A 26,955-nucleotide genomic window follows, 5' to 3' on the forward strand; every position below is an offset into this window, starting at 1 on the left:
AGAGGGGAAATACACGTGAATGAACAAGGGGGATTACAGAAAGAGGCGATGACACGAAGCGAACGACGAAAACAAAAACGATCATTAGTCATTTTTTTGTTTTTATTATTCGTTGTCAGCGCGTGTGTCGTCGGGATATGGGGAATGGCGAAACAAGAGACGAGTGAACAGAAAGTAATTGAGCAATTCATCACCGCGTTACGTCAAGAAGATATGAATACGTTGAAACAGTTCATTGATGCTCCATTAGAAGAAAAGGCGTCACTTTTACCACTTTTTGCGTATTTGCGCGAACATCCGGAAGGTTATGATCAAATAAGGAAAGAATTAGAGCAACAACAAAACGATCAAGTTTACATAAAAGGATTAACGTCAACTCCACCAATCTTCTTAATGAAGTTGTCGCAAGGAACATACAAATTTGAGCCGGCGTTATATCACGTATATGTACAAACGAACGAGCAAGGGGCTCGTATTTTGATTAACAACACATACGTCGGTGAAACGAATGCATCGCTAATGAAGGTAGGAGAGTATGTTCCAGGCTTATACGAAGTGAAAATGGTGACAGATGAACGAGAACAAACGAAGCGAATATCGCTCTTTGGAGGAGAGCGAATTCGGATCGTTCATTTCGATTCGAACTAAAAGATGCAACGACATGTTGCGTCTTTTTTTGTCAAAGTTGAAACATATTTTGTCGTTCGTACGTAATATAGTCGTCATTTTCATTTCACAAAAAATCATAGTAAAATAAAGGATCATAGATGATGGGAGGAAAACAATGAAGCGATTTGTTCGAACGATATGGCGATGGTTCGTATCATGGAATGTCGGGTTATTTAGTGCGCTTATATCGTTGTTTGCGTTTCGTTTGCCGTTTATTATTTCATTTTTGATCGGTGTAAGCGTAGGTATGTTATATTCGCTTTATATGAAGAAAAAAGAGAAGAAACATATAACTTATCCTTCTAAAGATGAGCGGATGAAAGAGGCAAAAAAAAAGGTGCGGAAAATTGGGCAAAGTTTGTGGAGAGTTCGTTCGGTTGCGATGTTTTCCAAACTTTCGCGCCTGTACTCCATTTGTCAAAAAATGATTGAAATTGTTGAAAAACAACCGGATCGTTTAGCTGTCGCACAGCCATTTTTTAATACGACATTAGATTCGATTGTTACAATTATTAATAAATACACTTATTTAATGAGGCAGCCGGTGAAAAATGATGAGATTCGGCAAGCAATTAGTGAAGCGGAACAAGCGCTTGATCTCGCGCTTACGAAAGCAGAAAATCAGCTGTTGGACATGCTTGAAGAAGATTTATTTGATTTACAAACGGAAGTAAAACTTATGAAACATACGATTACAGCAGATAAGCCTCTTTCTTTATCCACTAAGCATACAGTAACAATGATGGAGGAGAAAAAACATGAGCAAAAACGATGAATTACTTTGGACAAGTTCTGTTGATTCGTTGCTTGCTAACCCATTTGGCGAAGTGGTAGAAGCAACTGAAAAACCGTCATCCCCGCGATTAATTAATCAATTAAAGGAAGAACATCGACAAAAAGCGCTAGCGCTTGCTGAGCAAATTGATCCGCGCAACCATCAAGCCATTTTGCAATATGGCGTCGCGGCCCAAGCCGAATTATCGCGCTTTTCACATTCTATTTTAAATCACGTCCAAAAAAAAGATGCCGGTCCTGTCGGTGAAGTGATTCATGAGCTCATGACAAAAATGAAAGAAGTAAATGTAGAAGACTTTACGGCGAATAAAAAAAGCTTTTTGGCGCGCATGTTCCAATCCGTCACCCAGTCCGTGCAACATATTTTATCAAAATACCAAAAGTTAGGGGTTGAAATTGATCGCATTGCCGATCAACTTGAAAAACATCGTCAAACGTTATTTCGTGATATCATGATGTTAGAAACTTTATACGAAAAAAATAAAGAATACTTTGATGCATTAAACATTTACATTGCTGCTGCTGAAGTGAAACTAGAACAACTGCGAGCAAAAACGATTCCAGAGTTAGAAAAAAAAGCATTGCAGTCACAAAATCAAATGGATGTGCAAGAAGTCAACGATATGATCCAATTTGCTGATCGGCTTGAAAAGCGCATTCATGATTTAAAATTAAGCCGACAAATTACGATTCAAACAGCACCGCAAATTCGACTGATCCAACACGTCAATCAAACGTTAGTAGAACGCATTCAATCGTCGATTTTAACAGCCATTCCACTTTGGAAAAACCAACTCGTCATCGCATTAACATTGCTTCGGCAAAAGAAGGCGCTAGAAGCACAAAAAGCAGTGACGAAAACAACAAACGAATTGTTGTTGCGCAACTCCGAAATGTTAAAAATAAATACACTTGAAGCAGCAAAAGAAAATGAAGAAGGGCTTGTTAGCATCGAAACATTAAAGAAAACACAAGAAAATCTGCTAGCGACGCTTGAAGAAACATTAAAAATTCAACAAGAAGGACGAATGAAGCGTCAGCAAGTGGAACGGGAGCTTGTTGAAATGGAAGAACAATTAAAACAGCGGTTGCTTACACTAAAAAGGGCTGAATGAAAAATCAGCTCTTTTTTATTGATTTTATATACCTATTAGGGTATGATGTGAAAGGGAGGTAAGACAACATGACTTATATAGTAATCGTTATGCTCGTGCTATATGCTCTATATTATCGCTATGTACCCGTTCGTGGTGTCAAAGAGTTGACGTCTTTATCATCATATGAACATGTGACGTTGCTTGATGTACGTGACTACAACGAGGCAGACGAAATGAATGGGGCTCTCCGCGTTCCCGTTGCATACTTAAAACGTTATTATCAAACCATTCCGAACCGTCAAGTGATTGTCATTGCAAAAAGCAATCTAGAGAAAAATGTCGCGATCCGTTTACTTAGACGTTATCATTTCTCAATAGAAGGATATTATATAAAAGGGCACGAGCATGTAAATGAGTTAAATATGGTAAAATGTCATTAACTGTTCAAACTTTATGAAGCGATTGTTTGATATAATACGGTCACACGTATTTGTATATGAAGGGGACATGTAATGAGAAAAATTGTCATTGTTGGCGGCGTAGCTGGGGGGGCTTCTGCTGCAGCTCGTTTACGTCGGTTAAGTGAAAAAGATGAGACTGTTATGTTTGAACGCGGTGAGTATATTTCATTTGCAAACTGCGGGCTTCCTTATTACATTGGGGATGTCATCCAAGAACGAAGCAAGTTACTTGTCCAAACAGTCGATGGCATGTCCAAGCGATTTCGCATCGATGTGCGTAACTTAAGTGGAGTGACGAGTATTAATCGTGAGCGAAAAACGGTAACGTTAAAACATTTACGAACAGATGAACAAGAGGAGTAGGTATGTTTGAAAATATTTTACCGACACAAGCGGATACGTTACGTCATGAAGCAAATGTCGAAGTGCTAGACGTTCGGGAAGCACACGAAGTAGCGGCAGGAAAAATTCCGAACGCACGTCATATTCCGCTCGGGCAACTATTTGCTCGTTTAAACGAACTAGATCCAAACAAAACGTATATCGTCGTTTGTCATTCTGGCGGTCGAAGTGCATTAGCGTGCGAATGGCTATCAGAACGCGGTTTTCATGTGAGAAACATGGTCGGCGGCATGATGAGTTGGGAAGGAGAAGTGGAATAAGACTGATGATATGCCAGTCTTATTTTTTATGCACTTGGCATTATTTTATTGTACAATAAAATACATGTATTGGAAGAGCAAAACGAATGAAGGGGAATACATATGTGGAAAGATAAAAATGTCATTCTTATTTTTATTGGTGAGTTTATTGCTGGGATTGGTTTATGGCTTGGGATTATCGGAAACTTAGAATTCATGCAAAAGCATGTCCCATCTGACTTTGTAAAGTCGCTTATTTTATTTTCGGGATTGCTTGCTAGTGTGATTGTTAGTCCAATCGTGGGGAAGTGGATTGATACATATGCAAAAAAACGTATTCTTTTATCCGCCGGAATCGGTCGTGTATGTAGCGTTATTTTTATGCTGTTTGCATTAAAATATGAATCTATTTTTCTCATGATATGTTTTATGATCTCCATTCAAGTCGCAGCTGCTTTCTATTTCCCGACGTTGCAAGCAATCATCCCACTTGTTGTGCGGGATGAGAAACAACTCATGACGATCAATGGGATGCATATGAATATTTCAGCGTTATCACGAATTTCTGGTACCGCCTTTGGTGGTGCTCTCCTTATGATTACAAGTTTGCAAACGTTATATATTGGCGCAATAGTCGCATACAGTTTATTATTTTTACTTACTTTTTTTATTGATATAAAAGAAGAAAAGAGAGACATAAGCAGTTATACAAAAGAAAAACAACGATTTACAGACGTATTCCCGATCATTCGCGGATTGCCTGTTGTTTATACGGCTGTTGTTTTAACGATTGTACCGCAGTTATTTATTGGTGGATTCAATTTAATGGTTATTAATATTAGTGAATTACAAAATGACCCTTCGATTAAAGGGTGGTTATATACGATTGAAGGCATTGGTTTTTTATTTGGGGCCTTCCTCATTAAATATGCCGCTCGTGAACAAACGTATGTGAAATGGATGTACGCATTAGCATGTTTCATTGCTTTTGCACAACTATCTTTACATTTCGCACATATCAAATGGATTTCGCTTGTTTCATTCGGACTGTTTGGCATATCGGTTGGCTGCTTTTTCCCGATGATTGCGACCATCTTTCAAACAAATGTTCCGAAATCGCACCATGGGCGTTTTTTTTCGTTTAAAAATATGTTTGATCGTGTGACGTTCCAAGTCGTATTGTTAGCTACGGGATTTTTATTAGATACGATCGGACTAGAATATATGGTTGTCTTGTTTGGTGTTTTATCGTTGTTATTAATTGTGTACACGATGTTTCGTAAAAAAGAAGCTGTGTTAAAAGGCGAAAGGGCACAAATTTTTATTAAGGACCACGAAAAAATGTAAATTTATTTTCTAATAAAGAAATATTTGTATTTACAAAATTTTTCGTTTGTTTATAATGGGAACTAACAAATAGTGAAAGGTTGAGGTGCATGTCAGCGCGTACAAAAGGATTATGGATGGTAATCATTGCTGCGACGATGTGGGGGCTTTCTGGCACAGCGGCACAATGGGTATTTCAACAAAAAAGTGTAGCAACGGAATGGCTTGTTTTTGTTCGGATGATCGTTTCTGGCTTTTGTTTGTTAGCTTTTGCATCATTCCGTGGCATTCCCTTGTTTCACATTTGGCGCGAGCGAAATAGCCGGTTGTTGCTCATTTTATTTAGTTTCGTTGGTATGCTCGGGGTGCAATATACGTATTTTTTGTCTATTGCATATGGCAATGCTGCGGCTGCAACGTTATTGCAATATTTAGCGCCCATTTACATCGTATTATATTTTTTTATTCGTGAGCGGAAACATCCATCTGTTTCGATTTGGGGTGCTCTTATGCTAGCGATTTGCGGTACATTTTTGTTGTTAACAAATGGAAAAATAGGGGCGCTAAGCATTTCTTTTCCCGCGTTTTTATGGGGGGTTGTATCGGGAGTGCTTCTTGCGTTTTATACGATTTGTTCAGCGAAACTATTAAAAAAATGGGATTCGCTTATTATTGTCGGATGGGCGATGGTGATCGGCGGAATCGCTATAATGCCGAGCGTTGATTCATTTTTTGCGCCGTTTGCAACATTTGATTTTCAAACGGTTGCTTCGCTTTTATTTATTGTTGTATGCGGGACGTTGCTTGCATTTTTGCTATTTATTGAAAGCATTCGGTATTTATCACCAACGGAATCAAGCATTTTATCAAGTGTAGAGCCTCTGTCGGCTATTGTTGCGTCCGTTTTATTTTTACACGTATCGTTCGGCTTTTTTCAAACGGTTGGAAGCTTATTCATTATTGCGACAGTGATTCTTTTAGGAAAACAAAAAATGGCGTCTCCGTCGTGAAAAAATATATACATGCTAGTCAAAGGAGACGCCAAGCGTCAAGCATTTTAATTTTGGCCGTTTGGATTGATGTTGCTAGCCGAAAACGGAAAACAAGTTAGATAAAAAAGCTGATCGTTTTCTCGGTCAGCTTTTTTCATTTATTATATAATTGTTTCGGAGGGATGTTTGTGCAAATACATACAGTTATTTTACGATACTTACAAATGGAATTAAAATCACCGTTTACGACAAGTTTTGGGACGATGAAAACGCGTCCTGCTTTATTAGTTGAGATCGTTGATGAAGACGGTGTGTGTGGCTGGGGAGAAGGTGTAGCGTTTTCTGCTCCGTGGTATACAGAAGAAACGATTGAGACGATGTGGCATATGCTCGAAACGTTTTTAATTCCGCTTCTTTTTCAAGCACCCGTTTATCATCCTGACGAATTGCGTGACCGATTTTCGATTGTTCGCCGCAATTATATGGCAAAAGCAGCGCTTGAAGGAGCCGTTTGGGATGCGTTTGCGAAACGACATGGGGTGTCGTTAAGCTCTGCGCTCGGCGGTGAAAAAAAAGAAGTGAAAGTCGGCGTCAGCATTGGCATTCAACCGATAACAAATATATTAAAACGGATCGAACAGGCGCTTGCGGAAGGATACCAACGTATAAAAATAAAAATTAAGCCCGAATGGGATGTAAATGTTGTTCGAGAGATTCGTCACCATTTTCCGCATGTTCCGCTAATGGTGGATGCAAACTCCGCTTACTCGTTATGCGATATCGACCGCCTGAAAGCGCTTGATGACTATGAGTTGCTTATGATTGAACAGCCGCTTGCTGTAGATGACATCGTTGATCATGCGAAGCTACAAGCGAAATTGCAAACGCCGATTTGTTTAGATGAAAGCATTTGTTCATATGAAGATGCAAAAAGGGCGATTGAGTTAAAAAGTTGTCGCGTGATCAATATAAAAATTGGTCGAGTAGGTGGATTAACAGAAGCGAAACGCATTCATGATTTATGCCAGCAACATCATATTCCTGTATGGTGTGGCGGTATGTTAGAAGGTGGAGTTGGACGAGCACATAGCATCGCTTTAGCAACTCTCCCTCATTTTTCTCTCCCAGGGGATACAGCGGCATCAGCAAATTATTGGGAACGGGATTTCATTGATCCGGAAGTAACCGTTGACAATGGGCGAATTTTCGTTCGGCAACAGATTGGAATCGGTTACACCGTTAATCTGACAGAAGTCGAGCGGCGTACCGTTCGCTCAAAAATATATAAAAAATCGAGAGGATGAGCATATGTTTGACCCAACGATTTTCGACAATTTAAAAACGGTCGTAGAAGGAGCCGTTTATGATTTAGATGTAACAGATGAACTCGTAACAGTTGTTGATCGCTCAGACATCATTGATTTAGCGAAATTTACGCGCGCATATGCGCTTTCTTTTCAATTGCGGCATGCGCATAAAGTGACGTGCACTATTTCTCTCGCGATGACGCTTCAACATATTGCGAACGAACTGTTATATGAAGATGCAACGCATGCAGGTTGTACGGTAACCGTTTCGTTTTCTTTTTCAGCGACAAACGTCGATGGGGATGATGTAGAACAAACGTTAAAACACATTTGGGGAGAGCACCGCATCATTTTACAAACGTTGACGTATACATATCGACAAAATGAACGATACACGCATGAAGTGACGATTGATTTCGAACGCATGATTAACGAAAGTCATGTCGACGATTTATTGCAGATGATTCCGTACATCATTCGTTCGCTTAAGCAATTACAACAATATGCCAAGTAAAAATCATTGAAGGAAGCAAACATTCAAAGTATGATAGGAATGAAAATGATTATAGTTATCATACTTGGAGTGTGACGAAATGAAAAAAGTGCACTTTTGCAAGAAAAATAAGTTTGCAACAAAAACGTTATATATGTTTCTAAAACAAACATTCAAACATGTCAAAGTAAAACGAAAAGATTGCGTTGGTAAATGTAAAACATGCAAACATTGCCCGTTTGTCCTAATCGATGGCGAAGTTGTCAAAGCGACGACGACAGATGAATTGTATGACCGCATTGCTTATGAAATAACAAAACAATGGTGGGCGTTTCGAAAAAAATAAGCAGGACATAAAAAAGCGGCGCAACTACGGGAACGTACCGACTTTCTTGAACGACTGCTCGCAACCGATGAACAGCCCGTGCCGAAAACGTATATTCATTTCTGTTCATCTTTGTCAACATATTCAATCGCTCGGACGGGTAAAAATTGAAATTGAGGGAACGACATGCACGCCGCGCGTTGAACAACAAGTAGACATATGCCAACAACATGTTCAAATACTAAGTTGTCCGTTACGATAAAGAGAGCGACGCGTGAAGCGAAGCTCTCTTATCGCGTAAAGCCAAATATGCCCGAAATAAAACAACTGTTTACGATCCATGTGTCGTTCCCTTTCGTCAGACGCACTGTTCCTTTCCTAACAGCATCAATCTTGACGTTTGTCATATTGTTTCTGGAAAAAGTGTGATATGATTCATAAGCTGTTCTTTATTCCACCATAGTTCGGATGGGAAAGGAGGTGGAAAACTTTCTTGCTGAATGCGAATTAACGCATCGATGTCTTTTTCTTCATAGTTGCGAATGATCGCAGGAATCGGACGGTCGCCATGAAAGACGTAAAGTTGCTTTTTATACATCGTTCTCCCCCTTATGTCCAATCTGTATATAAATCCGTGCGCCGATCGCGCCATGTTGTTACCGATCCGCGTTCGCGAACGTCGTAAAGAAGCTGTAAATCAAGATCAGCCGTAATGGTCATATCGTCATTTATTTCTCCTTCCGCTAAAATGCCGCGCGGTGGAAATGGAATACCGTTCGGTGTAATGATCGCTGCTTGACCGAAGTTTGCCCGCATAAAATCGACGGTTGGCAATGAGCCGACTGTGCCTGTCGTGACGATGTACACTTGGTTTTCAATGGCGCGGGCGTGGCATGTATAGCGCACGCGATGAAACCCGTGGCGGTCATCGGTGCATGACGGGAAAAAATGACGTTTTTTGTATTTTTTAACCATTATAACGAACATTTTTCCATTTGTCTGAATTGAAGCATTGTTTGTGCAGAAAAAATGATCCATATGTTACAATAGCGCGAAAGGAGGAATGTGAGATGAACATTTACGATTTTCACGTATGCACCATTCAAGGAGAAGAACAATCGTTAGCGCAGTATAAAGGAAACGTATTACTCATCGTCAATACAGCAAGTAAATGCGGATTGACGCCGCAATACGAACAATTGCAACAGCTATATGACAAATATAAAGATCGTGGTTTTGTTGTGCTCGGTTTTCCGTGCAATCAGTTTGGAAATCAAGAGCCGGGATCGGAAGAAGAAATTTTACAATTTTGCCAATTGAATTATAATGTAACGTTTCCGATGTTTGCGAAAGTGGACGTAAACGGTCCAAACGCTCATCCGCTGTTCGTTTACTTAACTGAGCAAGCGCCAGGTGTGTTAGGAACGAAAGCGGTGAAATGGAATTTTACAAAGTTTTTAGTTGATCGAAACGGGCAAGTGGTCGCGCGGTTTGCGCCAACAACAAAGCCGTTAGAACTAGAACAACATATTGAACAATGGCTTAGTGAAACCGTCTCTGAATGAAAAGAGGCGGTTTTTTGTTGGGCGTAATGGATATGTCTATACGAAATTTTTTTTAGTGCATATGTTGAGATAGTAGGGATTTATGTCAAATAGGAGGGGTTATATGCTTATTGAACCTTGGATCGTGGATGAAACGATGCACGAGTTTTTTGTACCAGATTATATTGAACAAATGGCAGAAGACGTTTTGCGCCATTACGATTTATCTGTTCAAAGTAGGCAAGTCGTGACGACGAAGCCGGATAAAGGGGGAGCCATTTGGAAGTTAGAAACGAATAAAGGTCCGAAAAGTTTAAAATTGCTTCATCGCCGTCCAACGCGCAGTTTATTTAGCCTCGGGGCGCAACGATATTTAGTCGATGTGCAAAAAGCGAACGTTCCGCCAATTGTACAAACGACGGATGGAATGGATTATGTAGAAGCGGGAGGAAAGTTATGGTTTGTTGCGGAGTGGATTGAGCCATTATTTTCGGTAACAAAAGATTTAGAAGGGGCGAAACAACTGTGCTATGCGCTTGGTGAATTTCATCGTTTAAGTAAAGGATACGTTCCTCCAAAAGGAGCAGAAATCGCTTCACGGTTATACAAATGGCCGAAAACGTACGAAAAAACGATAAACAAAATGGATTGGTTTCGCCAATTAGCGAAGGCGTATAAAGAGATGCCTGCAAGTGCGATGTTATTGGAAGTTGTCGATCATTTTCAAGCACAGGCTCGTGAAAGTTTTGCGCGACTTCAACAATCTTCGTATCATCAATTAGTCGAACGAGGAAATAGCGAATGGGGACTTGTGCATCAAGATTACGGCTGGTCGAACGGACGACAGGCGAAACGCTCGATCGTGTTCTTTCTACCACTTAGGGCATTTTCTATTACGGGGATGCCTTATTTGTGTTGCGCTCCTTTACATACTACTATCGGGATGAATAGTTACATACAAACTATCTCTTCTTTGAAATTCTACATCGATATGTAATTTATTTGCGATTTGCTCTAGCTCATCGACTGCCTGTTGACAAAGTGTCAAATGACGAGCGGCATACGTTTCGCCAAAACTGTTCACAAGCTCAAAAAACATTTTATCTCCAAGACATTGAATAAGTGCCATATTTGTCATCGTGCTTCCGTACCCTGCTTTTCGTTTGTCGATGACAACAACGTCTAAATCCGTTTCACTCAAATAATAAGCACATAACGCTCCTGATCCGCCCGCTCCGACAATTAATACGTCGCATTGCATGTCGTTGTCTAGCGGTGGATACGAAGGGGCATCGGGAAATGTCGTTGGCCAGTATAATTTTCCTGTTTGTAAATCCATCGCAACAACCACCTTTTTTATTCGTTTTAGTCTTTTTTAGATTGGCCTGCATATGTAAAAGTATGCGATAAGAATAACACTATTTATATATATACTAACATAGCAAAAAACTTTCTTATTTTTGGAATATTTGATAAAATAGAGCGAGGCGACAATCGAAGCACGAAAAGGTAGGGATGGTGTATGAGAGTATTTCTCGATTTAATGTGGTTTTTTAAACAAGAAAAAAAAGCATACATAATCGGCATTATATTACTTGCGATCGTTTCATTGCTTGAGCTCGTTCCCCCAAAAGTAATTGGGCATGTTGTGGATGCTGTAAAAGCAGGAGAACTGACGAAAGAAAAGCTGATTATGTGGTTAAGCTTGCTTGCAGGTGTTGCGCTTTGTATGTACGGTTGTCGTTACGTTTGGCGGACGATGATTTTTGGCTCAGCGGCAAAGCTTGCACGCTTGTTGCGCGATCGGTTATATGAGCACTTTACGATGATGTCGCCGTCATTTTACCAAAATCGCCGCATCGGTGATTTAATGGCACATGCGACAAACGATTTACAAGCCATTCAACAAACAGCAGGTGTTGGCGTCTTGACGCTTGTTGACTCATTATGCATTGGGGGCTTTGTCATCGCGACAATGGCGTTAACAATTAGCTGGAAACTGACGCTCATTTGTTTATTGCCGATGCCGCTTATGGCGTATTTAACAAGCTATTACGGTTCTTTGCTTCATCAACGGTTCCATTATGCGCAAGAGGCATTTTCTGCTTTAAACGATAAAGTACAAGAAAGCATCGCTGGAATCAAAGTAATAAAAACGTTTGGACAAGAAAAAGAAGAAATTGAATCGTTTCGAGCGCAAGTTGATGACGTCGTTCGAAAAAATATGGCAGTTGCTCGCATTGATTCGTTGTTTGATCCAACGATTTCGCTCATTGTCGGCGTGTCGTTTTTTTTATCGATTGTTTTTGGGGCACGTTTTGTCGTTCAAGGAGAGCTAACGATTGGACAGCTCGTTTCTTTTACGATGTATTTAGGACTGCTCATTTGGCCGATGTTAGCATTTGGATGGTTGTTTAATATTGTCGAACGCGGTAGGGCTTCGTATGATCGGGTGTCATCATTGTTGCGTGAAAAATCGGATATACAAGAAGACGATGGATTGCTTGATGAAGTGCCGACAGGTGACATCACATATGACATTCGTTCCTTTACGTATCCGAATGAAACGGAACCGATATTGCAACACATTCAGTTTACGTTAAAGAAAGGGGAAACGTTAGGAATTGTCGGGAAAACAGGAGCCGGAAAGACAACGCTTTTAAAAGTGTTGCTGCGGGAGTTTGTTGGAATAGATGGAGACGTGTATTTTGGTGGACATTCGATCACGCAATATCGATTAGAACGATTGCGTGAAGCGATTGGCTATGTCCCGCAAGATCATTTTCTTTTTTCTGCTTCCATCCGAGATAATATTGCGTTCGCTCGCCCTGATGCAAGTCAAGAAGAAGTGGAACGGGTCGCTAAACTCGCTCAAGTGCATGATGATATTATGCAGTTTCCAGAAGGATATGAAACGGTCGTTGGCGAAAGAGGCGTTTCTTTATCTGGAGGACAAAAACAACGGTTGTCGATTGCTCGTGCGCTGTTGCTTAATCCAGAAGTGCTCATTTTAGATGATTCGCTATCGGCTGTAGATGCACAAACAGAGGAGCGTATTTTGCAGTCATTGAAAGAAAATCGTGCGGGAAAGACGACAATGATTGCGACACATCGGTTAAGTGCCATTCAACATGCACATCTCATTTTAGTGCTTGAAGATGGAAAAATTGTTCAACGTGGCACGCATGACGAGCTCGTTGCACAAGACGGATGGTATCGGGATATGTACGTTCGTCAACAGCTCGAACAATTCGTTGGACGTGGGGGGATACAATGAATCAACGACAAGTGTTTATGCGACTGATGGGCTATACTGCACCGCATCGAAAGTCGTTGTTGTTCGCTTTTTTTCTTTTAGCGTTAACGACTGCTGGAGACGTACTTGGTCCGATCATTGTAAAAATTTTTATTGACGATTATTTAGCGCAGATGACATTTCCGCTTCAAGCAATGATCGGACTAGCGACAGCGTATATCATGATTCATATCGGAAAAGTGTTTCTTTCTTATTTTCAATTATTAAAGTTCCAAGAGATTGCATTAAAAATCATTCAACAATTGCGCATAGACGTGTTTGCGAAAGTGCAATCATTAGGAATGCGTTACTTTGATCGCACGCCAGCTGGAAGCATCGTTTCACGAGTGACAAATGATACAGAAGCCATTAAAGAAATGTTTGTTGAAGTGCTTGTCACGTTTATTCAAAGTGCTTTTTTCTTAGTCGGCGTGTTTGTCGCAATGTTTTTGCTTGATGTCCGATTAGCTGCTTTTTGTTTAGTCATTTTACCGACCATTTATTTTATTATCCGTACGTATCGGAAGTACAGTTCGGTGTTTTATAGCGATTTACGCGAACGTTTAAGTCAACTCAATGCGAAATTAAATGAGTCACTTCAAGGAATGGCGATCATTCAAGCGTTCCGTCAACAAAAGCGGATGAAAGAGCAATTCGGAGTCATTAATGAAAAACATTATACGGCAGCGATGAAAAATATTAAACTAGATAGTTTATTGCTTCGTCCAGCAACAGACCTAGTTTATGTGTTTTCGCTCATTGTTGTGTTAAGTTACTTCGGTATTTCTTCCTTTCAAAGTCCAGTTGAAATTGGAGTGTTATATGCTTTTGTCAATTATTTAGAGCGTTTTTTTGAACCGATTAACCAAATGATGATGCGGCTATCGATGTTTCAACAAGCGCTCGTTGCTTCCTCACGTGTATTTCAATTGTTAGATGAACAAGAAGAAGAACCGAAACAAGCTGAAAAACCGCTCGTGATTGAAAAAGGGACGGTTGAATTTCGTAACGTATCGTTTAGTTATGATGGAAAACGCGATGTGCTAAAAAACATTTCGTTTATTGCTCGGCCTGGGGAGACCGTCGCGCTTGTCGGTCATACCGGAAGCGGAAAAAGCTCAATTATTCAACTGCTCATGCGTTTTTATGAGTTTGAACGTGGTGATATTTTGATTGATGGTCATTCGATTAAAGAGTATCCAAAGAGAGAGTTGCGGAAACATATCGGCCTTGTGCTTCAAGACCCATTTTTGTTTTATGGGACGGTACGAGATAACATTCGGCTCCATCATCAAAATTTGACGGATGAACATATTGAGCAAGCTGCGAAATTCGTTCAAGCTCATGCATTTATTGAAAAGTTGCCAAAAGGATATGATCATCCTGTGACGGAGAGAGGTACGACGTTTTCAAGCGGACAACGTCAGCTCATTGCGTTTGCCCGAACGATTGCGATGAATCCGAAAATATTAGTGCTGGATGAAGCCACAGCAAATATTGATACAGAAACAGAGGAGGCGATTCAACAAGCGCTTGAAAAAATGAGAAAAGGACGAACGACGATTGCGATTGCCCATCGTTTATCAACGATTCAAGATGCGGATCAAATTCTCGTCTTACATCAAGGAGAAATTGTCGAGCGCGGCACTCATCATCAGCTGCTTGCAAAACGAGGGCTGTATTATCGCATGTACGTATTGCAAAATGGGGTAACGGAAGATATATGTATATAAGAGAATAAGTCTGAACCGCCACGCTCTATGTGGCGGTTTCACAATGTACGATTTCGCCTAATTTCAGCACACGTAGTTGTTCGTTCGGAAAGTTGCGACGTTTCCATTCAGCATAAAGGCGATCTAACGCTTCTTTTGGTGTATCATCAGCTAGCGGGAATGTGCCATAATGCATCGGAATAAATGTTTTCGCCCGGCAATCGACAAATGCTTGAATGGCTTCTTCAGGGGTAACGTGTTGAGGCCCCATAAACCACTCGGGTTCATATGCACCAATCGGCAATAAAGCGTAATCGATATGGAAACGTTCCCCAATATCGCGAAATCCATGAAAATATCCGCTATCCCCTGCAAAATAAAACGTCGGTTTATCTTTTGCTTCAATCACCCATCCACCCCAATGGGACGTATTTGTATCAAATAACGTTCGTTTCGACCAATGTTGTGCAGGAACGAATGTGAATGAAACATCTCGTTCGACAACGGTGTCCCACCAATTGCATTCCACAACATGCTCGAACCCTCTTTTCAGAAAGGATGAACGCAACCCGCTCGGTACAAGAATGAGTGGGTTTCCTTTCAGTTTTTTAATGCTCGCAAAATGTAGGTGATCGTAGTGACTATGAGAAATTAATATGACGTCAACGGGAGGTAGGTCGTCAATCGACAGAGCGGGCTCCGTTAGTCTGCGGATCGTTCCTAATCGTTTTGCCCAAACTGGATCTGTAACAATCGTCAATCCGTTTATTTGAATAATGAATGTCGCATGCCCTATCCATGTGAGTAGCGTTTGCCCCGTATTTGTATGTAGCAACGAAGGTTGAATATGTTCGCAAGGCAAAGTATATGACCAATCTTTCTTTTTTTGTCTTCTTTCCGCATACCATTTCCGCAAGTCAGCAAACGATTTCGTTGTTGGGACGCCACCTAAATTTTCATATCGCTTTCTCATTTTTTCTCCTCCAATATGGGTGTTTCATTCAAGTATTACATTCTATATATAATCCTTTATTGTTATATAACATAATTTCATTGTTTTTTGTTCGTATTAATAAAAAATATATCTATGTTCGATTTTTGTCGCTATCTATTTTATCAAAAGAAAGGCTTGCTGGTGAAAATGAAAGGCAAGAGCTTTCTATATTTGTTAAGAGATATTTTAGTAAGGGGAGTCACTATGCTCCGTTCTATTTTTTATTGTGTACATATTGATTATAATAGGTGTATGAAACAAAAGAGCGGAGACGTAATGGATAATATACGAATACATTATAGTAAAAATGATTGGAGAGAAGAATGGTGGAAGATGTTATCCATCAACATGCAGAGCAGCTGAAGCGTTGGGAAGAAAAACAGAAAGAAATTTTGCAAGAACTTATTGAAAATCAACAAAAAATTCGGCAACAAAACGCTTTATATTATAACGAAAAGGAAGAAGAGCGCATCATTGACCGATATTACGAACACATCGATCATCAAACGGATGGAAAGTTGTTATTTCAAGCGTATCACGATTTAATAAAACGGACGCACATTCGACACATTCCATATTTTTTAAGCAAAGATTACTATTTGTACACATGGGTTGATTTGCAACCAGACGGAACAGTAAAAAGCATTTATTCAGGAAAAAAGAAAGATCCACGTACAATTATTTTACAAGATTACAAGATCATTCAAAAGCGATATGAACAATTTGTTCAGCTTGTAAAAAAGGCAAAAAAAGGCGAACTCGATTTTAATCAAAAAATAAAATTGGTTGATCAACAATTGAAATTTAATGCCGAACATGTCGTGCCGCAATCATGGTTTGGAGCGAAGGAACCGATGAAAGGGGATTTGCATCATTTATTCGTTTGCGAACCACGCTGCAATTCGATTCGTTCCAATTTTCCTTATGCCGATTTTCCGTTTTATGAACCTGAGTCGCCGAATGAAATCATTCAAAATGATTGTGGCGTGGCATACGGGGAACATTTCGAACCTGAACACGGAAAAGGAGCAGTAGCGCGAGCGATGTTGTATTTTCTCGTTCGTTATCCGCGAGCAATCAAACAGTCGTTTATTGACCAAATTAATATTTCGCTACTCATTCAATGGCATAAACAGTTTCCAGTTACAATGTATGAAAAACATCGTAACGCAGCCATTTTCCGCATTCAAGGCAATCGTAATCCGTTCATCGATAAACCACATCTTGTTGAAGAGCTCTATTTTTCAATTGGACGTAAAAGTGGTTAGGCGTCCGCACACATCGTTCCCTTTTTCATATGCTGTATTACAGTTTATGAAAAGGGGAAGAGGACGATGGGCGTGGAGTTAACAGCGTTACATTGGATTTACGTCTCGTTTATTTGTATCATTATCGCATTAATGATTTGGCGTAAAGATACATCTTTAGCTTGTATGGTAGGCATTTTTTTGTTAGCGATTACAGCGACAGGATCTTTACCGCTCTCTATTAGCACCATTTTTAAAAGTTTTGTTTACGCGATCACAGAACTTCTTCCGACTATTCTTGTCATATCGATTATTGTATCCATGAGTAAGTTACTGACGATTACCGGAATGAATGAAGTGATGATTGCGCCGTTTGCGAAATTCATTCGGACACCAACGCTAGCTTATTGGACGATAGGAATATTAATGATGATGATTTCTTGGTTTTTTTGGCCGTCGCCTGCGGTGGCATTGCTTGGAGCAGTATTATTACCGGTTGCTGTTCGTGTCGGATTGCCTGCATTAGGTGTAGCGATGGCGATGAATTTATTCGGCCACGGCATTGCGCTATCAGGTGATTTTATTATTCAAGGGGCTCCGAAATTAACAGCAGATGCAGCTGGTATTCCGGTGTCTGAAGTCATCTCAGCAAGCATTCCGCTCGTCTTTGTTATGGGGATTGTCACTGTTACAACCGCATTTTTCTTGTTGCGTCGCGACATGAAAAAAGGCAACATTCCACAAGGTGAGGCGGTTGCGATCGAGGCAAATGAAGTACAGTCTCACTTATTAACGAAACGGATGAAAGTGATATTTGCCTTCCTTATTCCGATCTTATTTGGGTTAGACGTTGTAGCTATGTATTATTTTCAATTGCAAGGCGGAGATGCAACCGCATTAATTGGAGGAACAGCGATTTTTATTTTATCTCTTTTATCATTAGTTGCATACAAAAAGAACAGCTTAGAACAAATTACAGACTTATTCATTCAAGGATTCCAATTCGGTTTTAAAGTGTTCGGTCCGGTTATTCCGATTGCGGCGTTCTTTTATTTAGGAGATTCGGGATTCCAAGCGATTATTGGAGAGTTTTTACCAAAACAATCGCATGGCATTGTCAATGATTTAGGTGTTGCTCTATCTAGTGTTGTTCCATTAAGCAAAGAAGTAGGAGCAGTTACGTTAGCGGGAGTAGGGGCAATTACTGGATTGGACGGTTCAGGCTTTTCAGGTATTTCGCTCGTCGGTTCCATTGCGAATTTGTTTGCAACCGCAATTGGCACAGGCCTAGCCACGTTAACAGCACTCGGTCAAATTGCTGCCATTTGGGTTGGGGGAGGAACGTTAGTACCTTGGGCCCTCATTCCAGCAGCTGCGATTTGTGGTGTTAGCCCATTTGAGTTAGCGAGACGAAATGTTGTGCCGGTTATTACAGGATTGATTGTCACGACAATTGTCGCCATGTTTCTTATTTAATTCAAGAGAGTGTCTCTATGGAGGCACTCTTTTTTTATGTTATAAAACATAACATAAAAATAAAAAAATTTTCGAAAAACTGTTGCATTTCCCTTTGGTTATGTAATATATTATAACCATAAATGTTATAAAAAATAACATAAGGGAGAGATGAGAATGAATGAGGCACAGTTGAGTTTGGCGCTTGATTCACTTTGGGTTATGTTAGGAGCGATTTTAGTCATTGGAATGCAAGTCGGATTTGCTTTGTTAGAAGCAGGTTCGACGCGAATGAAAAATGCTGGTCATGTTGCAGGAAAGCAAATATTAAGTTTTGCGATCGCTTCGCTTGCATTTTGGGCTGTAGGTTTTGCTATTACATTTGGGAAAGGAAACGGATTCGTTGGGACAGAAGGATGGTTTTTAAAGGAAGGAAAAGAGACGTTTTCTTCTCTTTCGTGGGCAAATGTGCCACTTGAACTGAAATTTTTATTCCAACTTGCTTTTGTCGGTGTCTCTTTAGCGATTGCATGGGGAGGATTCGCTGAGCGTGCAAAACTATCTGTTTACTTCATTTTTGGAACGATTTTCACGATCGCCATTTATCCAGTCATCGGTCATTGGGTATGGGGAGGCGGTTGGCTTGGAGAAATGGGCATGCAAGATTTCGCAGGTTCGACGGTCGTTCATTTACAAGGTGCAATTGCTGCGCTCATTGCAACGATGTTATTAGGACCAAGAATTGGAAAGTTTAATAAAGACGGGACACCAAATCATATTCCAGGGCATAACCAAGTATATACGGTCATCGGTGGTTTCGTATTATGGGTTGGTTGGTTTGGATTTAATGCAGGAAGTACGATGGGGACAGCAGATGGATTTTTCGGTTATGTAGCGTTAACGACAAATATTGCAGCAGCTGCTGGAGCAATTGCTTCAATTTTGACAGCAAAGTGGCTTGTTGGAAAAGCGGATATTCCAGCGATGGTTAACGGTGTATTAGCGGCGCTTGTTGCCATTACAGCGGCATGCGCGTTTGTCGAACCGTGGGCAGCTGCAGTCATTGGCGCTGTAGCTGGATCATTTACATTTTGGACGTCTGTATATTTTGAACGAAAAGGCATTGACGATCCGATTTACGCATTTTCTGTTCACGGAATTGCTGGCATTGTGGGCACCATTTCCACTGGCTTTTTCGCCTCGCCACGTTTAGTAGAAGTCACAGGAATTGGAAAACCGGGATTGTTTTATGGTGGAGGGGTTGATCAGCTCATCGTTCAAACAGTCGGTGTTTTAGGTGCAGCAATATATGTAGCGATTGTTTCGTTTATTGTTTTATATACTTTAAAAAAGACGATCGGGTTACGGGTGACGCCTGAACAAGAAATTTCTGGACTTGATATTAGTGAACATGGTTCGTACGGATATCCTGAACAATTAGATCCAGCTTATCAACAAACGACAACAGTCGTTTCATCTCGTTCGTGATGAAGATGGTGATGTCATGAATGATTTTGAAACAATCATTGTTCGGGCGGAACAATGTAACGATATGTCAGAACTTAAGCAACTTCACGATGAAGTTGCTTTTCTCCTCTCTCCGTTTTCATTCCCTTTTCATCGTATGTTTGATATATACAATGCACTTTATGTGTGCCACGATGCACTTATGAAAAAAGCGTTGTTATTAGCGGAACGAGAGGTTGATCGAAGGGGAATTGGCAAAAAGCCTTCATCTTTTTGTTGGTTCGTTATGGGAAGTAGCGGGCGAAAGGAATCGACGATTTGGACAGATCAGGATAACGGGATGATTTTCTCTTGTTTCAGTAATGAAAAAGAGGATTGTTATGCATATATGCGTGAGTATGCACGCATGGGGGTTCTTTTTTTAAACGAAATCGGTTATCCATATTGTACAGGGCATGTGATGGCAACAAATAAAAGATGGCTAAAGGAAGCAGATGATTGGGAAGGGCAAATCGACAAATATGTACAAAATGAGCATATAGATGATATTCGTTATTTGTCTATGTTGGTTGATATGCGTCCGATTTATGGCGAGTATTCATTAGTTACTCAACTGAAAGAAACGTTGTATAAAAAAATAGCAACAACCTTTTCTTTGCGTGACCGGATGATTGACAGCATTCGTATTCCTTTTGTTCCCATCGGTCCTTTTGGTCGCGTGTACGTAGAACGATGGGGAGAAAAAAGTGGGATGATTGATATAAAGCAAGGGGGATATGTTCAGCTAAGTCATGCGTTAAAATGGATAGCAGTTCGAGAACAATTTGTTGATTCAAATTCCACGTTTGAGCGATTGACGTGTTGGTACGCTAAAAACGGTTGTTCACAACGGTTATTTGAACGGATAGAAGAAGCGATTCAAACGTTTTTATATTTTCGTTTACGTTGTTCGCTTGAAGGAACGGATTATTTGTCCATGCAACATTTATCGCAAGAGGAAAAGCAGCGATTAAAAAAAGCGATGATAGTGGCGAAAAAAATGCAGCGTCGTGCAAGAAAGTGGGTGTAATCGGTGGAGCGGTCGTTTCACTGGCTGAATCGTTTATTATCGCTTGGACTGCGGAGCGATCAAGCAACTGCAATTGGTTCAGCTTTTCAGCAAGAAGTATGGATCCGAAAAATGATGAAAGAAGCAAGAAAACAAACGTATTCCCTCGAAACACCACTTTCTGATGTAATATTTATTTTGTTAGATACAGAGACGACAGGTTTTTCTCCGCAAAGAGGAGACGAAATTTTTTCACTTGCTGCTTTAAAAACAAAAAAGGGCGAATCGCTTGATTTATATTGTTCCGACTTCCGGCCAAAACGCCGTATTCCAGAACATGTTGTTGCGCTCACGGGGATAACAAATGACGATGTCGCATGTGCTCCGTTACTAGAGGAGGAAATTCATCATATTCTTTCCTTTTTGAACCATAGTATTTTACTCGGCTATCATATTCAGCATGATGTAGCGTTTTTAAATGAATTTTTATCGCGCAACTATCGTACAGTTTTACAACAAACAGCAATAGAAATGAGAAAAATCATGGAATGCATATATCACGATTCATTTCCGACGCTCGATGATGCTCTTTCATTTTATCATCTCACTCCGATTGACCGCCATACAGCAAAAGGGGACGTCATGAGTTTATTTGAAATTTGGAAGCGAGTTTTTACAGAGTTGCAACAGTTACAAATTGATACGTTGCATGACTTATATGCGTTACTTAGTCAACGTTCGTAAACGAATGTTGACTTTTTTTTACGAAAAATTATACAATTTCATTAACTTATATGAATACATATTCATATATTGAAAGAGGGAGATTGTATGGAACAGCAATATGAACCGTTAGATGAAGAAACACTTTTTATCGTATCGCAAACGTTTAAAGCGTTAAGCGACCCAACGCGTATTCGTATTTTACATTTACTTTCATCTGGTGAGTTTTCAGTAACAGAGATTGCGAATCATTTATCACTTTTACAATCGACCGTATCTCATCAGCTTCGATCTTTAAAAAATTTACGTCTTGTTAAATATCGAAGGGAAGGAACGACGTTATATTATTCGCATGATGATGAGCATGTGTTGCACATTCTCGAACAAACAATTCGTCATGCGCGCGATCATTAGTGGGGAATAAAGTGAAAGAATATCAAGTATTGTTGATTTTTTCACGGTTTTTAGTGAAAATGAAATTAGAAATCTAACAACAAAGAGGATGAATACAGTTATGCAAGCAATCGCTGTTATTGATCCGAATGGAAAAATTTTAGGAGCAGATGAACATTTTTTCGTCATTTTTATTATCGTGCTATGGATCGCGAGCTGTTAGAAAAGTTTATTCATGAAGTGAAAAATGGTCGGAAGTATTCGTACGCAATTGTAAAAGAAAAAGATGAACAAAAAGATGTGTATGTACAAGCGACAGCTCTATATGACAAAAGGGGGGCTGTTGCGAGCGATTGTTGTGACATATCAATACGAACCGTTTATTGATATGCGTCTTACGTCTTCGATGGCTTCGCTTGCATCCGAATTTACGTTTATTTTATCTGCGGAAGGCGAGATTACGTACGTTTCACCAACTGCACAATATGTACTTAAGTACGAAAAAGAAATGTGTAGCCAAGAATTATTTTCCTATGTGCACCATGATGATATACCGCTTCTGATGGAGAAGTTACATACGATTTATACAACAAAAGAGAGAGAAATTACGACTTGGGTTTTAACTGAAGAGGTAAGCGAATATAGCTTGCTTTTTTCGTTTGTATAAGGGGGAATGTAAGATGTTAAAATTGTATGTCATTCGTCATGCAGAAACAGAGTGGAATGCACAACAGCGAATGCAAGGATGGAAAGACTCACCTTTAACTGAAGCGGGGAGAAAACACGCGACACTTTTACATGATCGGCTGCGAACGATTCCGTTTACTGCTGTATATTGTAGTCCGAGCGATCGGACAAAAGAAACGGCACAAATTGTTTTAGGCCAACGTGACGTACCTCTTTATTTTGATGAGCGATTACGTGAAATTCATTTAGGACATTGGGAAGGAAAAACAATTGCAGAAATTGCTCAGATGGACGAACGAAATCATTATCATTTTTATCATGAGCCAGACGCATACGAGCCGAGTGTTGGAGAGACATTTTTTGATGTACAGCATCGGGCTGTAGCTGCAATCCATCATATAGCTGAAAATCATTCGAATGGTCATGTTCTTGTTGTTACGCATGGCGTGGTTATTCGCACACTTCTTGTATATTGGAAACAACAAACAATGGCAGAGTTATGGAAAAATAGCCGCGTGTATGGCACAAGCGTAACGATCGCTTCTTTTAACGGCCAACAGTGGGTAGTGGAGTGTGAGTCGGACATTTCACATCTTGAAAGTGAGCTGACACATTTGTGAGAAAATGGTTTATTTTTTTCATTGTAATTTTCTTTATTGCTGGTTGTGCCCAACAAAATAACGGAACGACGTTTGTTACGACAGTAGAGCATGTTATTGATGGTGATACAGTGAAAATACGAAAGGATGGCAAATTAGTAACGGTTCGTCTATTAAATATCGACACGCCAGAAACGTATCGGGAAAAGCAAGCATACGGTGAAGAAGCGAAGCAATTTGCAAAAGATGTCCTTCTTCATAAAAAAGTGACGATCGAGTTAAGTGCAAAAGAGAAGCCATATGACCGGTATGGTCGACTGCTTGCTTACATATGGATGGAGGATCAAACATTGTATCAAGAAAAAATTGTAAAAGAAGGACTCGCTCGTGTTGCTTATATGTTTGACCCTGATACAAAATACGCTAAACAATTGTATGAAGCACAAGAGCAAGCAAAAAAAGCGAAAAAACGAATATGGAGTGTTGACGGCTACGTAACAGAAAAAGGATTTGATATGAGCGTATGGCGTGATAAAGCTTCATAAATATAAAAAGAAAGGGCTGAATGAAACAGCCCTTTTATTAATGTGCTAGCATCGCCTGCATATCTTTTTCCACATTGCCGATGAGCTTGAGGCCGAACATATCTTGCAATACGCGCAACACACCTTCAGATATAAAGTGTGGTGCTTTTGGTCCAATCCGAATGTCTTGAATGCCTAAACTAAACAGTCCGAGTAAAATGGCAACCGCTTTTTGTTCAAACCATGAAAGAACGATGCTGACAGGTAGTTCATTTACCTCACAGCCAAACGCTTCTGCAAGTGCCATCGCAATTTTGACAGTCGAAATCGAGTTATTGCATTGTCCTAAGTCAATATATCGCGGAATGTTTGTGCCAGGAACGACACCATAATCTACATCGTTGAAGCGGAATTTTCCGCAAGATGTCGTTAAAATAACTGTGTTTTTCGGTAAAGACGTCGCTAATGAACGATAATATTCGCCACCTTTTCCAGGCGCGTCACAGCCTGCGATGACAAAAAAGCGTTGAATTTTTCCTTCCTTTACAGCTTGAATAATTTCTGGTGCAATTTGAATGACTGTTTCGTGATGGAAACCAGTAACTAATGTTTCATCTGATTCGATATTTGCTTCTGGAAGTTGTAACGCTTTCTCAATCAACGGTGTGAAATCATCATTCTCGATTTTTTGTACATGTTCTAATCCGGCTACATCGTATGAAAACATGCGATCAGCATACGAGCCTTTAATCGGCATCACACAGTTTGTTGTCGCTAAAATGGCGCCAGGGAATTTTTCGAATAAACGACGTTGGTCGTACCATGCTTTTCCGACGTTTCCTTTTAAATGTTTATATTTTTTCAATTGCGGATAGCCGTGCGCAGGCAACATTTCGGAATGAGTGTAAATGTTAATTCCTTTGCCTTCTGTTTGTTTCAATAATTGTTCAAGTGCAAATAAGTTATGTCCTGTAACGAGAATGCATTTTCCTTCAATTCTATTTTGTGTTACGCGAACAGGTTGAGGAATGCCAAGGCGTTCTGTATGTGCCCGATCGAGCAGTTCCATGACACGAATAGCAGCTTTTCCGACTTTCATCGCCATATCTAAATGTTCTTGAACGTTAAAGTTGGAGTTTGTTAGTGTCATATACAACGCTTCATGCGTTGTTGTGTCAACAAATGGATCTGTATATCCGAGTTGATGAGCATGCGTGCGATATGCAGCAATTCCTTTTAGCGCAAATACAATCGTATCTTGTAAGCTTGCAATCGTTTCATCTTTTCCGCAAACACCGACGACTGTGCATCCCCCTGTTGGCGTTTGTTCGCATTGATGACAAAACATGATAACCCCTCCTTTTCTTATTAACACTTTAACAGTAGGGGAAAATCACCGTAGCGTAAGTGATGCATATCACACATCTATATAAAAATGTGAACGACAATTGACAATGTTTTATATTGAATAACGAGAAAAAATATATTAAAATGGAAGAAAATAAAATCAATCGAGCTACTAGGGGTGCCAGATGGCGATGGCTGAGAGGAAAACGCGCAATCAGTTTTCCAACCCTTTGAACCTGATCTGGTTTGTACCAGCGGAGGGAAGTAGGCTATGTTTTGTAAGCACAAACTAGTCGATTCTGTCCGACTAGTTTTTATTTTTTTAAGGGGGAATACACGATGAATGTTGGACAATGGTTAACGCGCGTCAGAGAGGAGTCGCCGCTTGTACATAATATGACGAATGTTGTTGTGACAAATTTTGTTGCTAACGGTTTGCTTGCATTAGGTGCGTCTCCGGTGATGGCTTATGCAAAAGAAGAAGTAGCCGATATGGTTCGTTTAGCACGTGCCCTTGTATTAAACATCGGTACATTAAACGAAACAGATGTAGAAGCGATGGTTATTGCCGGAAAAGCGGCAAACGAAGCAAATGTTCCCGTTGTTTTCGATCCTGTCGGAGCAGGTGCGACAACATATCGTACGGAAACAACCCAACATATATTACGCGAAGTCAACGTTACCATTTTACGCGGAAATGCATCCGAAATCGCAAGTATTGTTGGGGAACAAGCAAGTACAAAAGGGGTAGATGCAGGAGATGTTCAAGGCGATCTCGAGCATGTAGCCAAAAAAGCAGCGCGTATGTTTCGTTGTACAGTTGTTGTGACCGGGAAAGATGATGTGGTGACGGATGGAGAAAAAGTAATGATCGTCTCAAACGGTGATGCCATGTTAACGAAAGTGACAGGAACAGGCTGTTTATTAAGTTCGGTGTTAGGTGCATTTGCTAGTGTGGGAGAAAATGTGATGATGTCATCTGTCGCTGCGCTTGCTTATTACGGTGTAGCAGCTGAAAAAGCGGTGAAACACGCCAAAGCGCCAGGTAGCTTTCAAATAGCATTTTTAAATGCTTTATACGAGACGACAGCAGAAGAAGTGAATGAATACGCACACATTCGAGGGGAATAAATGATGAAACATATGTTATCGTTATATTTCGTGATGGGAAGCGTCGATTGTACGAAAAATCCGCTTGTCGTGCTTGACGAAGCGATTGAAGGCGGCATTACGATGTTTCAGTTTCGCGAAAAAGGAAAGGGAGCGCTTACAGGACTTGAAAAGTATCGCTTAGCTGAGCAATTGTTTGAGCGATGCCGCGCTCGTAACATTCCGTTTATTGTGAATGATGATGTGGATTTAGCGCTTGCTTTACAAGCAGACGGTGTTCATGTCGGGCAAGAGGATGAAGCGGCAGAACGAGTTCGTGATCGCATAGGGGATAAATATTTAGGTGTATCTGTTCACAACTTAAATGAAGTAAAAAAAGCGCTTGCTGCTCGTGCTGATTATGTTGGATTAGGTCCGATTTTTCCGACTGTTTCAAAAGACGATGCAAAACAAGTATGTGGATTAACGATGATTGAGCATATTCGCGCGCATGAAAAGCATATTCCGCTTGTTGCTATCGGAGGAATTACAGAACAAACAGCCAAGCAAGTAATTGAAGCAGGAGCGGACGGAATCGCTGTCATTTCCACGATTTGTCGCGCTCAACATATTCGTGAGCAGACGAAGCGACTATACGAGATTGTTATGCATGCAAAACAAAAAGGCGACTGTTAATGTCGTCTTTTTTAGTGTGCTCGGCATGG

Annotated in this window: 28 protein-coding genes, 4 pseudogenes and 1 riboswitch; of the genes and pseudogenes, 27 read left to right on the forward strand and 5 right to left on the reverse strand. The window is 40.3% G+C overall.

Annotated features, from left to right (window positions below; translation table 11 throughout):
- Window positions 1-15 precede the first annotated feature (15 nt).
- The 12 genes and pseudogenes from ABEV15_RS10315 to ABEV15_RS10370 all read left to right on the forward strand — a co-directional run bounded on the left by ABEV15_RS10315 (window position 16) and on the right by ABEV15_RS10370 (window position 8,368).
- Entirely contained in the window at window positions 16-648 is a 633-nt protein-coding gene (locus tag ABEV15_RS10315; protein ID WP_498853142.1) for a PEGA domain-containing protein, read from the forward strand.
- Window positions 649-784: 136 nt separating this feature from the next.
- Window positions 785-1,444, forward strand: coding sequence for a 5-bromo-4-chloroindolyl phosphate hydrolysis family protein (locus ABEV15_RS10320; protein ID WP_498853143.1), 660 nt, complete (start codon window positions 785-787; stop codon window positions 1,442-1,444).
- Window positions 1,428-2,579, forward strand: coding sequence for a toxic anion resistance protein (locus tag ABEV15_RS10325; RefSeq protein WP_429633125.1), 1,152 nt, complete (start codon window positions 1,428-1,430; stop codon window positions 2,577-2,579). Before ABEV15_RS10320 ends, ABEV15_RS10325 begins: the two co-directional genes overlap by 17 nt.
- 68 nt (window positions 2,580-2,647) lie before the next feature.
- Window positions 2,648-3,001 carry a rhodanese-like domain-containing protein gene (locus tag ABEV15_RS10330; protein ID WP_077428467.1) on the forward strand — a complete coding sequence of 118 codons (354 nt, stop codon included), beginning with the start codon at window positions 2,648-2,650 and terminating at the stop codon, window positions 2,999-3,001.
- Window positions 3,002-3,073: 72 nt separating this feature from the next.
- Window positions 3,074-3,382: pseudogene (locus tag ABEV15_RS10335) on the forward strand (FAD-dependent oxidoreductase); the annotation flags it as partial.
- Window positions 3,383-3,387: 5 nt separating this feature from the next.
- Window positions 3,388-3,684, forward strand: coding sequence for a rhodanese-like domain-containing protein (locus tag ABEV15_RS10340; protein WP_429633130.1), 297 nt, complete (start codon window positions 3,388-3,390; stop codon window positions 3,682-3,684).
- A gap of 102 nt (window positions 3,685-3,786) precedes the next feature.
- Window positions 3,787-5,010, forward strand: a complete 1,224-nt coding sequence (locus tag ABEV15_RS10345; RefSeq protein ID WP_498853144.1) for an MFS transporter — start codon at window positions 3,787-3,789, stop codon at window positions 5,008-5,010.
- Between the two features lie 89 nt (window positions 5,011-5,099).
- Window positions 5,100-5,999, forward strand: coding sequence for a DMT family transporter (locus ABEV15_RS10350; RefSeq protein WP_429633134.1), 900 nt, complete (start codon window positions 5,100-5,102; stop codon window positions 5,997-5,999).
- A gap of 164 nt (window positions 6,000-6,163) precedes the next feature.
- Complete coding sequence (gene menC / locus ABEV15_RS10355) at window positions 6,164-7,285, forward strand: o-succinylbenzoate synthase (RefSeq protein ID WP_498853145.1); 1,122 nt, start codon at window positions 6,164-6,166, stop codon at window positions 7,283-7,285.
- 4 nt (window positions 7,286-7,289) lie between these two features.
- Window positions 7,290-7,802 (forward strand): hypothetical protein, encoded by a 513-nt coding sequence (locus ABEV15_RS10360; RefSeq protein ID WP_498853146.1) that lies wholly within the window; start codon window positions 7,290-7,292, stop codon window positions 7,800-7,802.
- Window positions 7,803-7,881: 79 nt separating this feature from the next.
- A complete protein-coding gene (locus ABEV15_RS10365; RefSeq protein WP_429633140.1) occupies window positions 7,882-8,127 on the forward strand; it encodes a YuzB family protein in 246 nt (81 codons plus the stop codon).
- Between the two features lie 46 nt (window positions 8,128-8,173).
- Window positions 8,174-8,368: a hypothetical protein gene (locus tag ABEV15_RS10370; protein WP_498853147.1), complete on the forward strand. Its 195-nt coding sequence runs from the start codon at window positions 8,174-8,176 to the stop codon at window positions 8,366-8,368.
- Between the two features lie 150 nt (window positions 8,369-8,518).
- Here the strand turns inward: ABEV15_RS10370 and ABEV15_RS10375 are convergent.
- Together ABEV15_RS10375 and ABEV15_RS10380 are read right to left on the reverse strand one after the other, a co-directional pair.
- A pseudogene (locus ABEV15_RS10375) lies at window positions 8,519-8,704 on the reverse strand (GNAT family N-acetyltransferase); the annotation flags it as partial.
- An 11-nt stretch (window positions 8,705-8,715) separates the two neighbouring features.
- Window positions 8,716-9,054: pseudogene (locus ABEV15_RS10380) on the reverse strand (nitrilase-related carbon-nitrogen hydrolase); the annotation flags it as partial.
- Window positions 9,055-9,176: 122 nt separating this feature from the next.
- Between ABEV15_RS10380 and ABEV15_RS10385 the strand changes: the two are divergent.
- On the forward strand, window positions 9,177-9,671 hold the full coding sequence (locus ABEV15_RS10385; protein WP_498853148.1) for a glutathione peroxidase: 495 nt from the start codon (window positions 9,177-9,179) through the stop codon (window positions 9,669-9,671).
- A gap of 103 nt (window positions 9,672-9,774) precedes the next feature.
- Window positions 9,775-10,647 (forward strand): CotS family spore coat protein, encoded by an 873-nt coding sequence (locus ABEV15_RS10390; RefSeq protein WP_498853149.1) that lies wholly within the window; start codon window positions 9,775-9,777, stop codon window positions 10,645-10,647.
- On the opposite strand, the pseudogene ABEV15_RS10395 reads toward ABEV15_RS10390, so the two are convergent.
- Window positions 10,606-10,989, reverse strand: a pseudogene (locus ABEV15_RS10395) (NAD(P)/FAD-dependent oxidoreductase); the annotation flags it as partial. The gene ABEV15_RS10390 and the pseudogene ABEV15_RS10395 overlap by 42 nt on opposite strands.
- Before the next feature lie 183 nt (window positions 10,990-11,172).
- Between ABEV15_RS10395 and ABEV15_RS10400 the strand changes: the two are divergent.
- Both ABEV15_RS10400 and ABEV15_RS10405 read left to right on the forward strand, forming a co-directional pair.
- Window positions 11,173-12,927 carry an ABC transporter transmembrane domain-containing protein gene (locus ABEV15_RS10400; protein WP_498853150.1) on the forward strand — a complete coding sequence of 585 codons (1,755 nt, stop codon included), beginning with the start codon at window positions 11,173-11,175 and terminating at the stop codon, window positions 12,925-12,927.
- Complete coding sequence (locus tag ABEV15_RS10405) at window positions 12,924-14,678, forward strand: ABC transporter ATP-binding protein (RefSeq protein WP_498853151.1); 1,755 nt, start codon at window positions 12,924-12,926, stop codon at window positions 14,676-14,678. The genes ABEV15_RS10400 and ABEV15_RS10405 overlap by 4 nt, the downstream gene beginning before the upstream one ends.
- A 25-nt stretch (window positions 14,679-14,703) precedes the next feature.
- On the opposite strand, the gene ABEV15_RS10410 is transcribed toward ABEV15_RS10405, so the two are convergent.
- Window positions 14,704-15,630: an MBL fold metallo-hydrolase gene (locus ABEV15_RS10410; protein WP_004890221.1), complete on the reverse strand. Its 927-nt coding sequence runs from the start codon at window positions 15,628-15,630 to the stop codon at window positions 14,704-14,706.
- A 344-nt stretch (window positions 15,631-15,974) separates the two neighbouring features.
- On the opposite strand from ABEV15_RS10410, the gene ABEV15_RS10415 reads away from it, so the two are divergent.
- From ABEV15_RS10415 to ABEV15_RS10455, 9 genes are all read left to right on the forward strand, one after another.
- Complete coding sequence (locus tag ABEV15_RS10415) at window positions 15,975-16,919, forward strand: endonuclease I family protein (RefSeq protein ID WP_498853152.1); 945 nt, start codon at window positions 15,975-15,977, stop codon at window positions 16,917-16,919.
- Between the two features lie 66 nt (window positions 16,920-16,985).
- On the forward strand, window positions 16,986-18,374 hold the full coding sequence (locus ABEV15_RS10420) for a hypothetical protein (protein ID WP_498853153.1): 1,389 nt from the start codon (window positions 16,986-16,988) through the stop codon (window positions 18,372-18,374).
- Between the two features lie 156 nt (window positions 18,375-18,530).
- A complete protein-coding gene (locus ABEV15_RS10425; RefSeq protein WP_498853154.1) occupies window positions 18,531-19,841 on the forward strand; it encodes an ammonium transporter in 1,311 nt (436 codons plus the stop codon).
- A 16-nt stretch (window positions 19,842-19,857) separates the two neighbouring features.
- Complete coding sequence (locus ABEV15_RS10430; RefSeq protein ID WP_498853155.1) at window positions 19,858-20,889, forward strand: DUF294 nucleotidyltransferase-like domain-containing protein; 1,032 nt, start codon at window positions 19,858-19,860, stop codon at window positions 20,887-20,889.
- 3 nt (window positions 20,890-20,892) lie between these two features.
- On the forward strand, window positions 20,893-21,612 hold the full coding sequence (locus tag ABEV15_RS10435) for an exonuclease domain-containing protein (RefSeq protein ID WP_498853156.1): 720 nt from the start codon (window positions 20,893-20,895) through the stop codon (window positions 21,610-21,612).
- Window positions 21,613-21,699: 87 nt separating this feature from the next.
- Complete coding sequence (locus ABEV15_RS10440) at window positions 21,700-22,005, forward strand: ArsR/SmtB family transcription factor (RefSeq protein ID WP_429635577.1); 306 nt, start codon at window positions 21,700-21,702, stop codon at window positions 22,003-22,005.
- Window positions 22,006-22,327: 322 nt separating this feature from the next.
- A complete protein-coding gene (locus ABEV15_RS10445; RefSeq protein WP_498853157.1) occupies window positions 22,328-22,651 on the forward strand; it encodes a PAS domain-containing protein in 324 nt (107 codons plus the stop codon).
- Window positions 22,652-22,664: 13 nt separating this feature from the next.
- Window positions 22,665-23,291, forward strand: a complete 627-nt coding sequence (locus tag ABEV15_RS10450) for a histidine phosphatase family protein (protein ID WP_429634380.1) — start codon at window positions 22,665-22,667, stop codon at window positions 23,289-23,291.
- Complete coding sequence (locus ABEV15_RS10455; protein ID WP_429634382.1) at window positions 23,288-23,815, forward strand: thermonuclease family protein; 528 nt, start codon at window positions 23,288-23,290, stop codon at window positions 23,813-23,815. The genes ABEV15_RS10450 and ABEV15_RS10455 overlap by 4 nt, the downstream gene beginning before the upstream one ends.
- Window positions 23,816-23,852: 37 nt before the next feature.
- Here the strand turns inward: ABEV15_RS10455 and hcp are convergent, their stop codons facing one another.
- Window positions 23,853-25,142: a hydroxylamine reductase gene (gene hcp, locus ABEV15_RS10460; protein ID WP_429634384.1), complete on the reverse strand. Its 1,290-nt coding sequence runs from the start codon at window positions 25,140-25,142 to the stop codon at window positions 23,853-23,855.
- A 163-nt stretch (window positions 25,143-25,305) separates the two neighbouring features.
- Window positions 25,306-25,421, forward strand: a riboswitch (TPP riboswitch).
- 59 nt (window positions 25,422-25,480) lie between these two features.
- On the opposite strand from hcp, the gene thiM reads away from it, so the two are divergent.
- Together thiM and thiE are read left to right on the forward strand one after the other, a co-directional pair.
- Window positions 25,481-26,272, forward strand: a complete 792-nt coding sequence (thiM, locus tag ABEV15_RS10465; protein ID WP_429634386.1) for a hydroxyethylthiazole kinase — start codon at window positions 25,481-25,483, stop codon at window positions 26,270-26,272.
- The gene (gene thiE, locus ABEV15_RS10470) at window positions 26,273-26,926 is read left to right on the forward strand and encodes a thiamine phosphate synthase (RefSeq protein WP_498853158.1); all 654 of its coding nucleotides are present in this window, start codon (window positions 26,273-26,275) and stop codon (window positions 26,924-26,926) included.
- Window positions 26,927-26,955 lie beyond the last annotated feature (29 nt).

The organism is Bhargavaea massiliensis, assembly GCF_050480245.1.
Taxonomy (GTDB): Bacteria; Bacillota; Bacilli; order Bacillales; family Anoxybacillaceae; genus Anoxybacillus.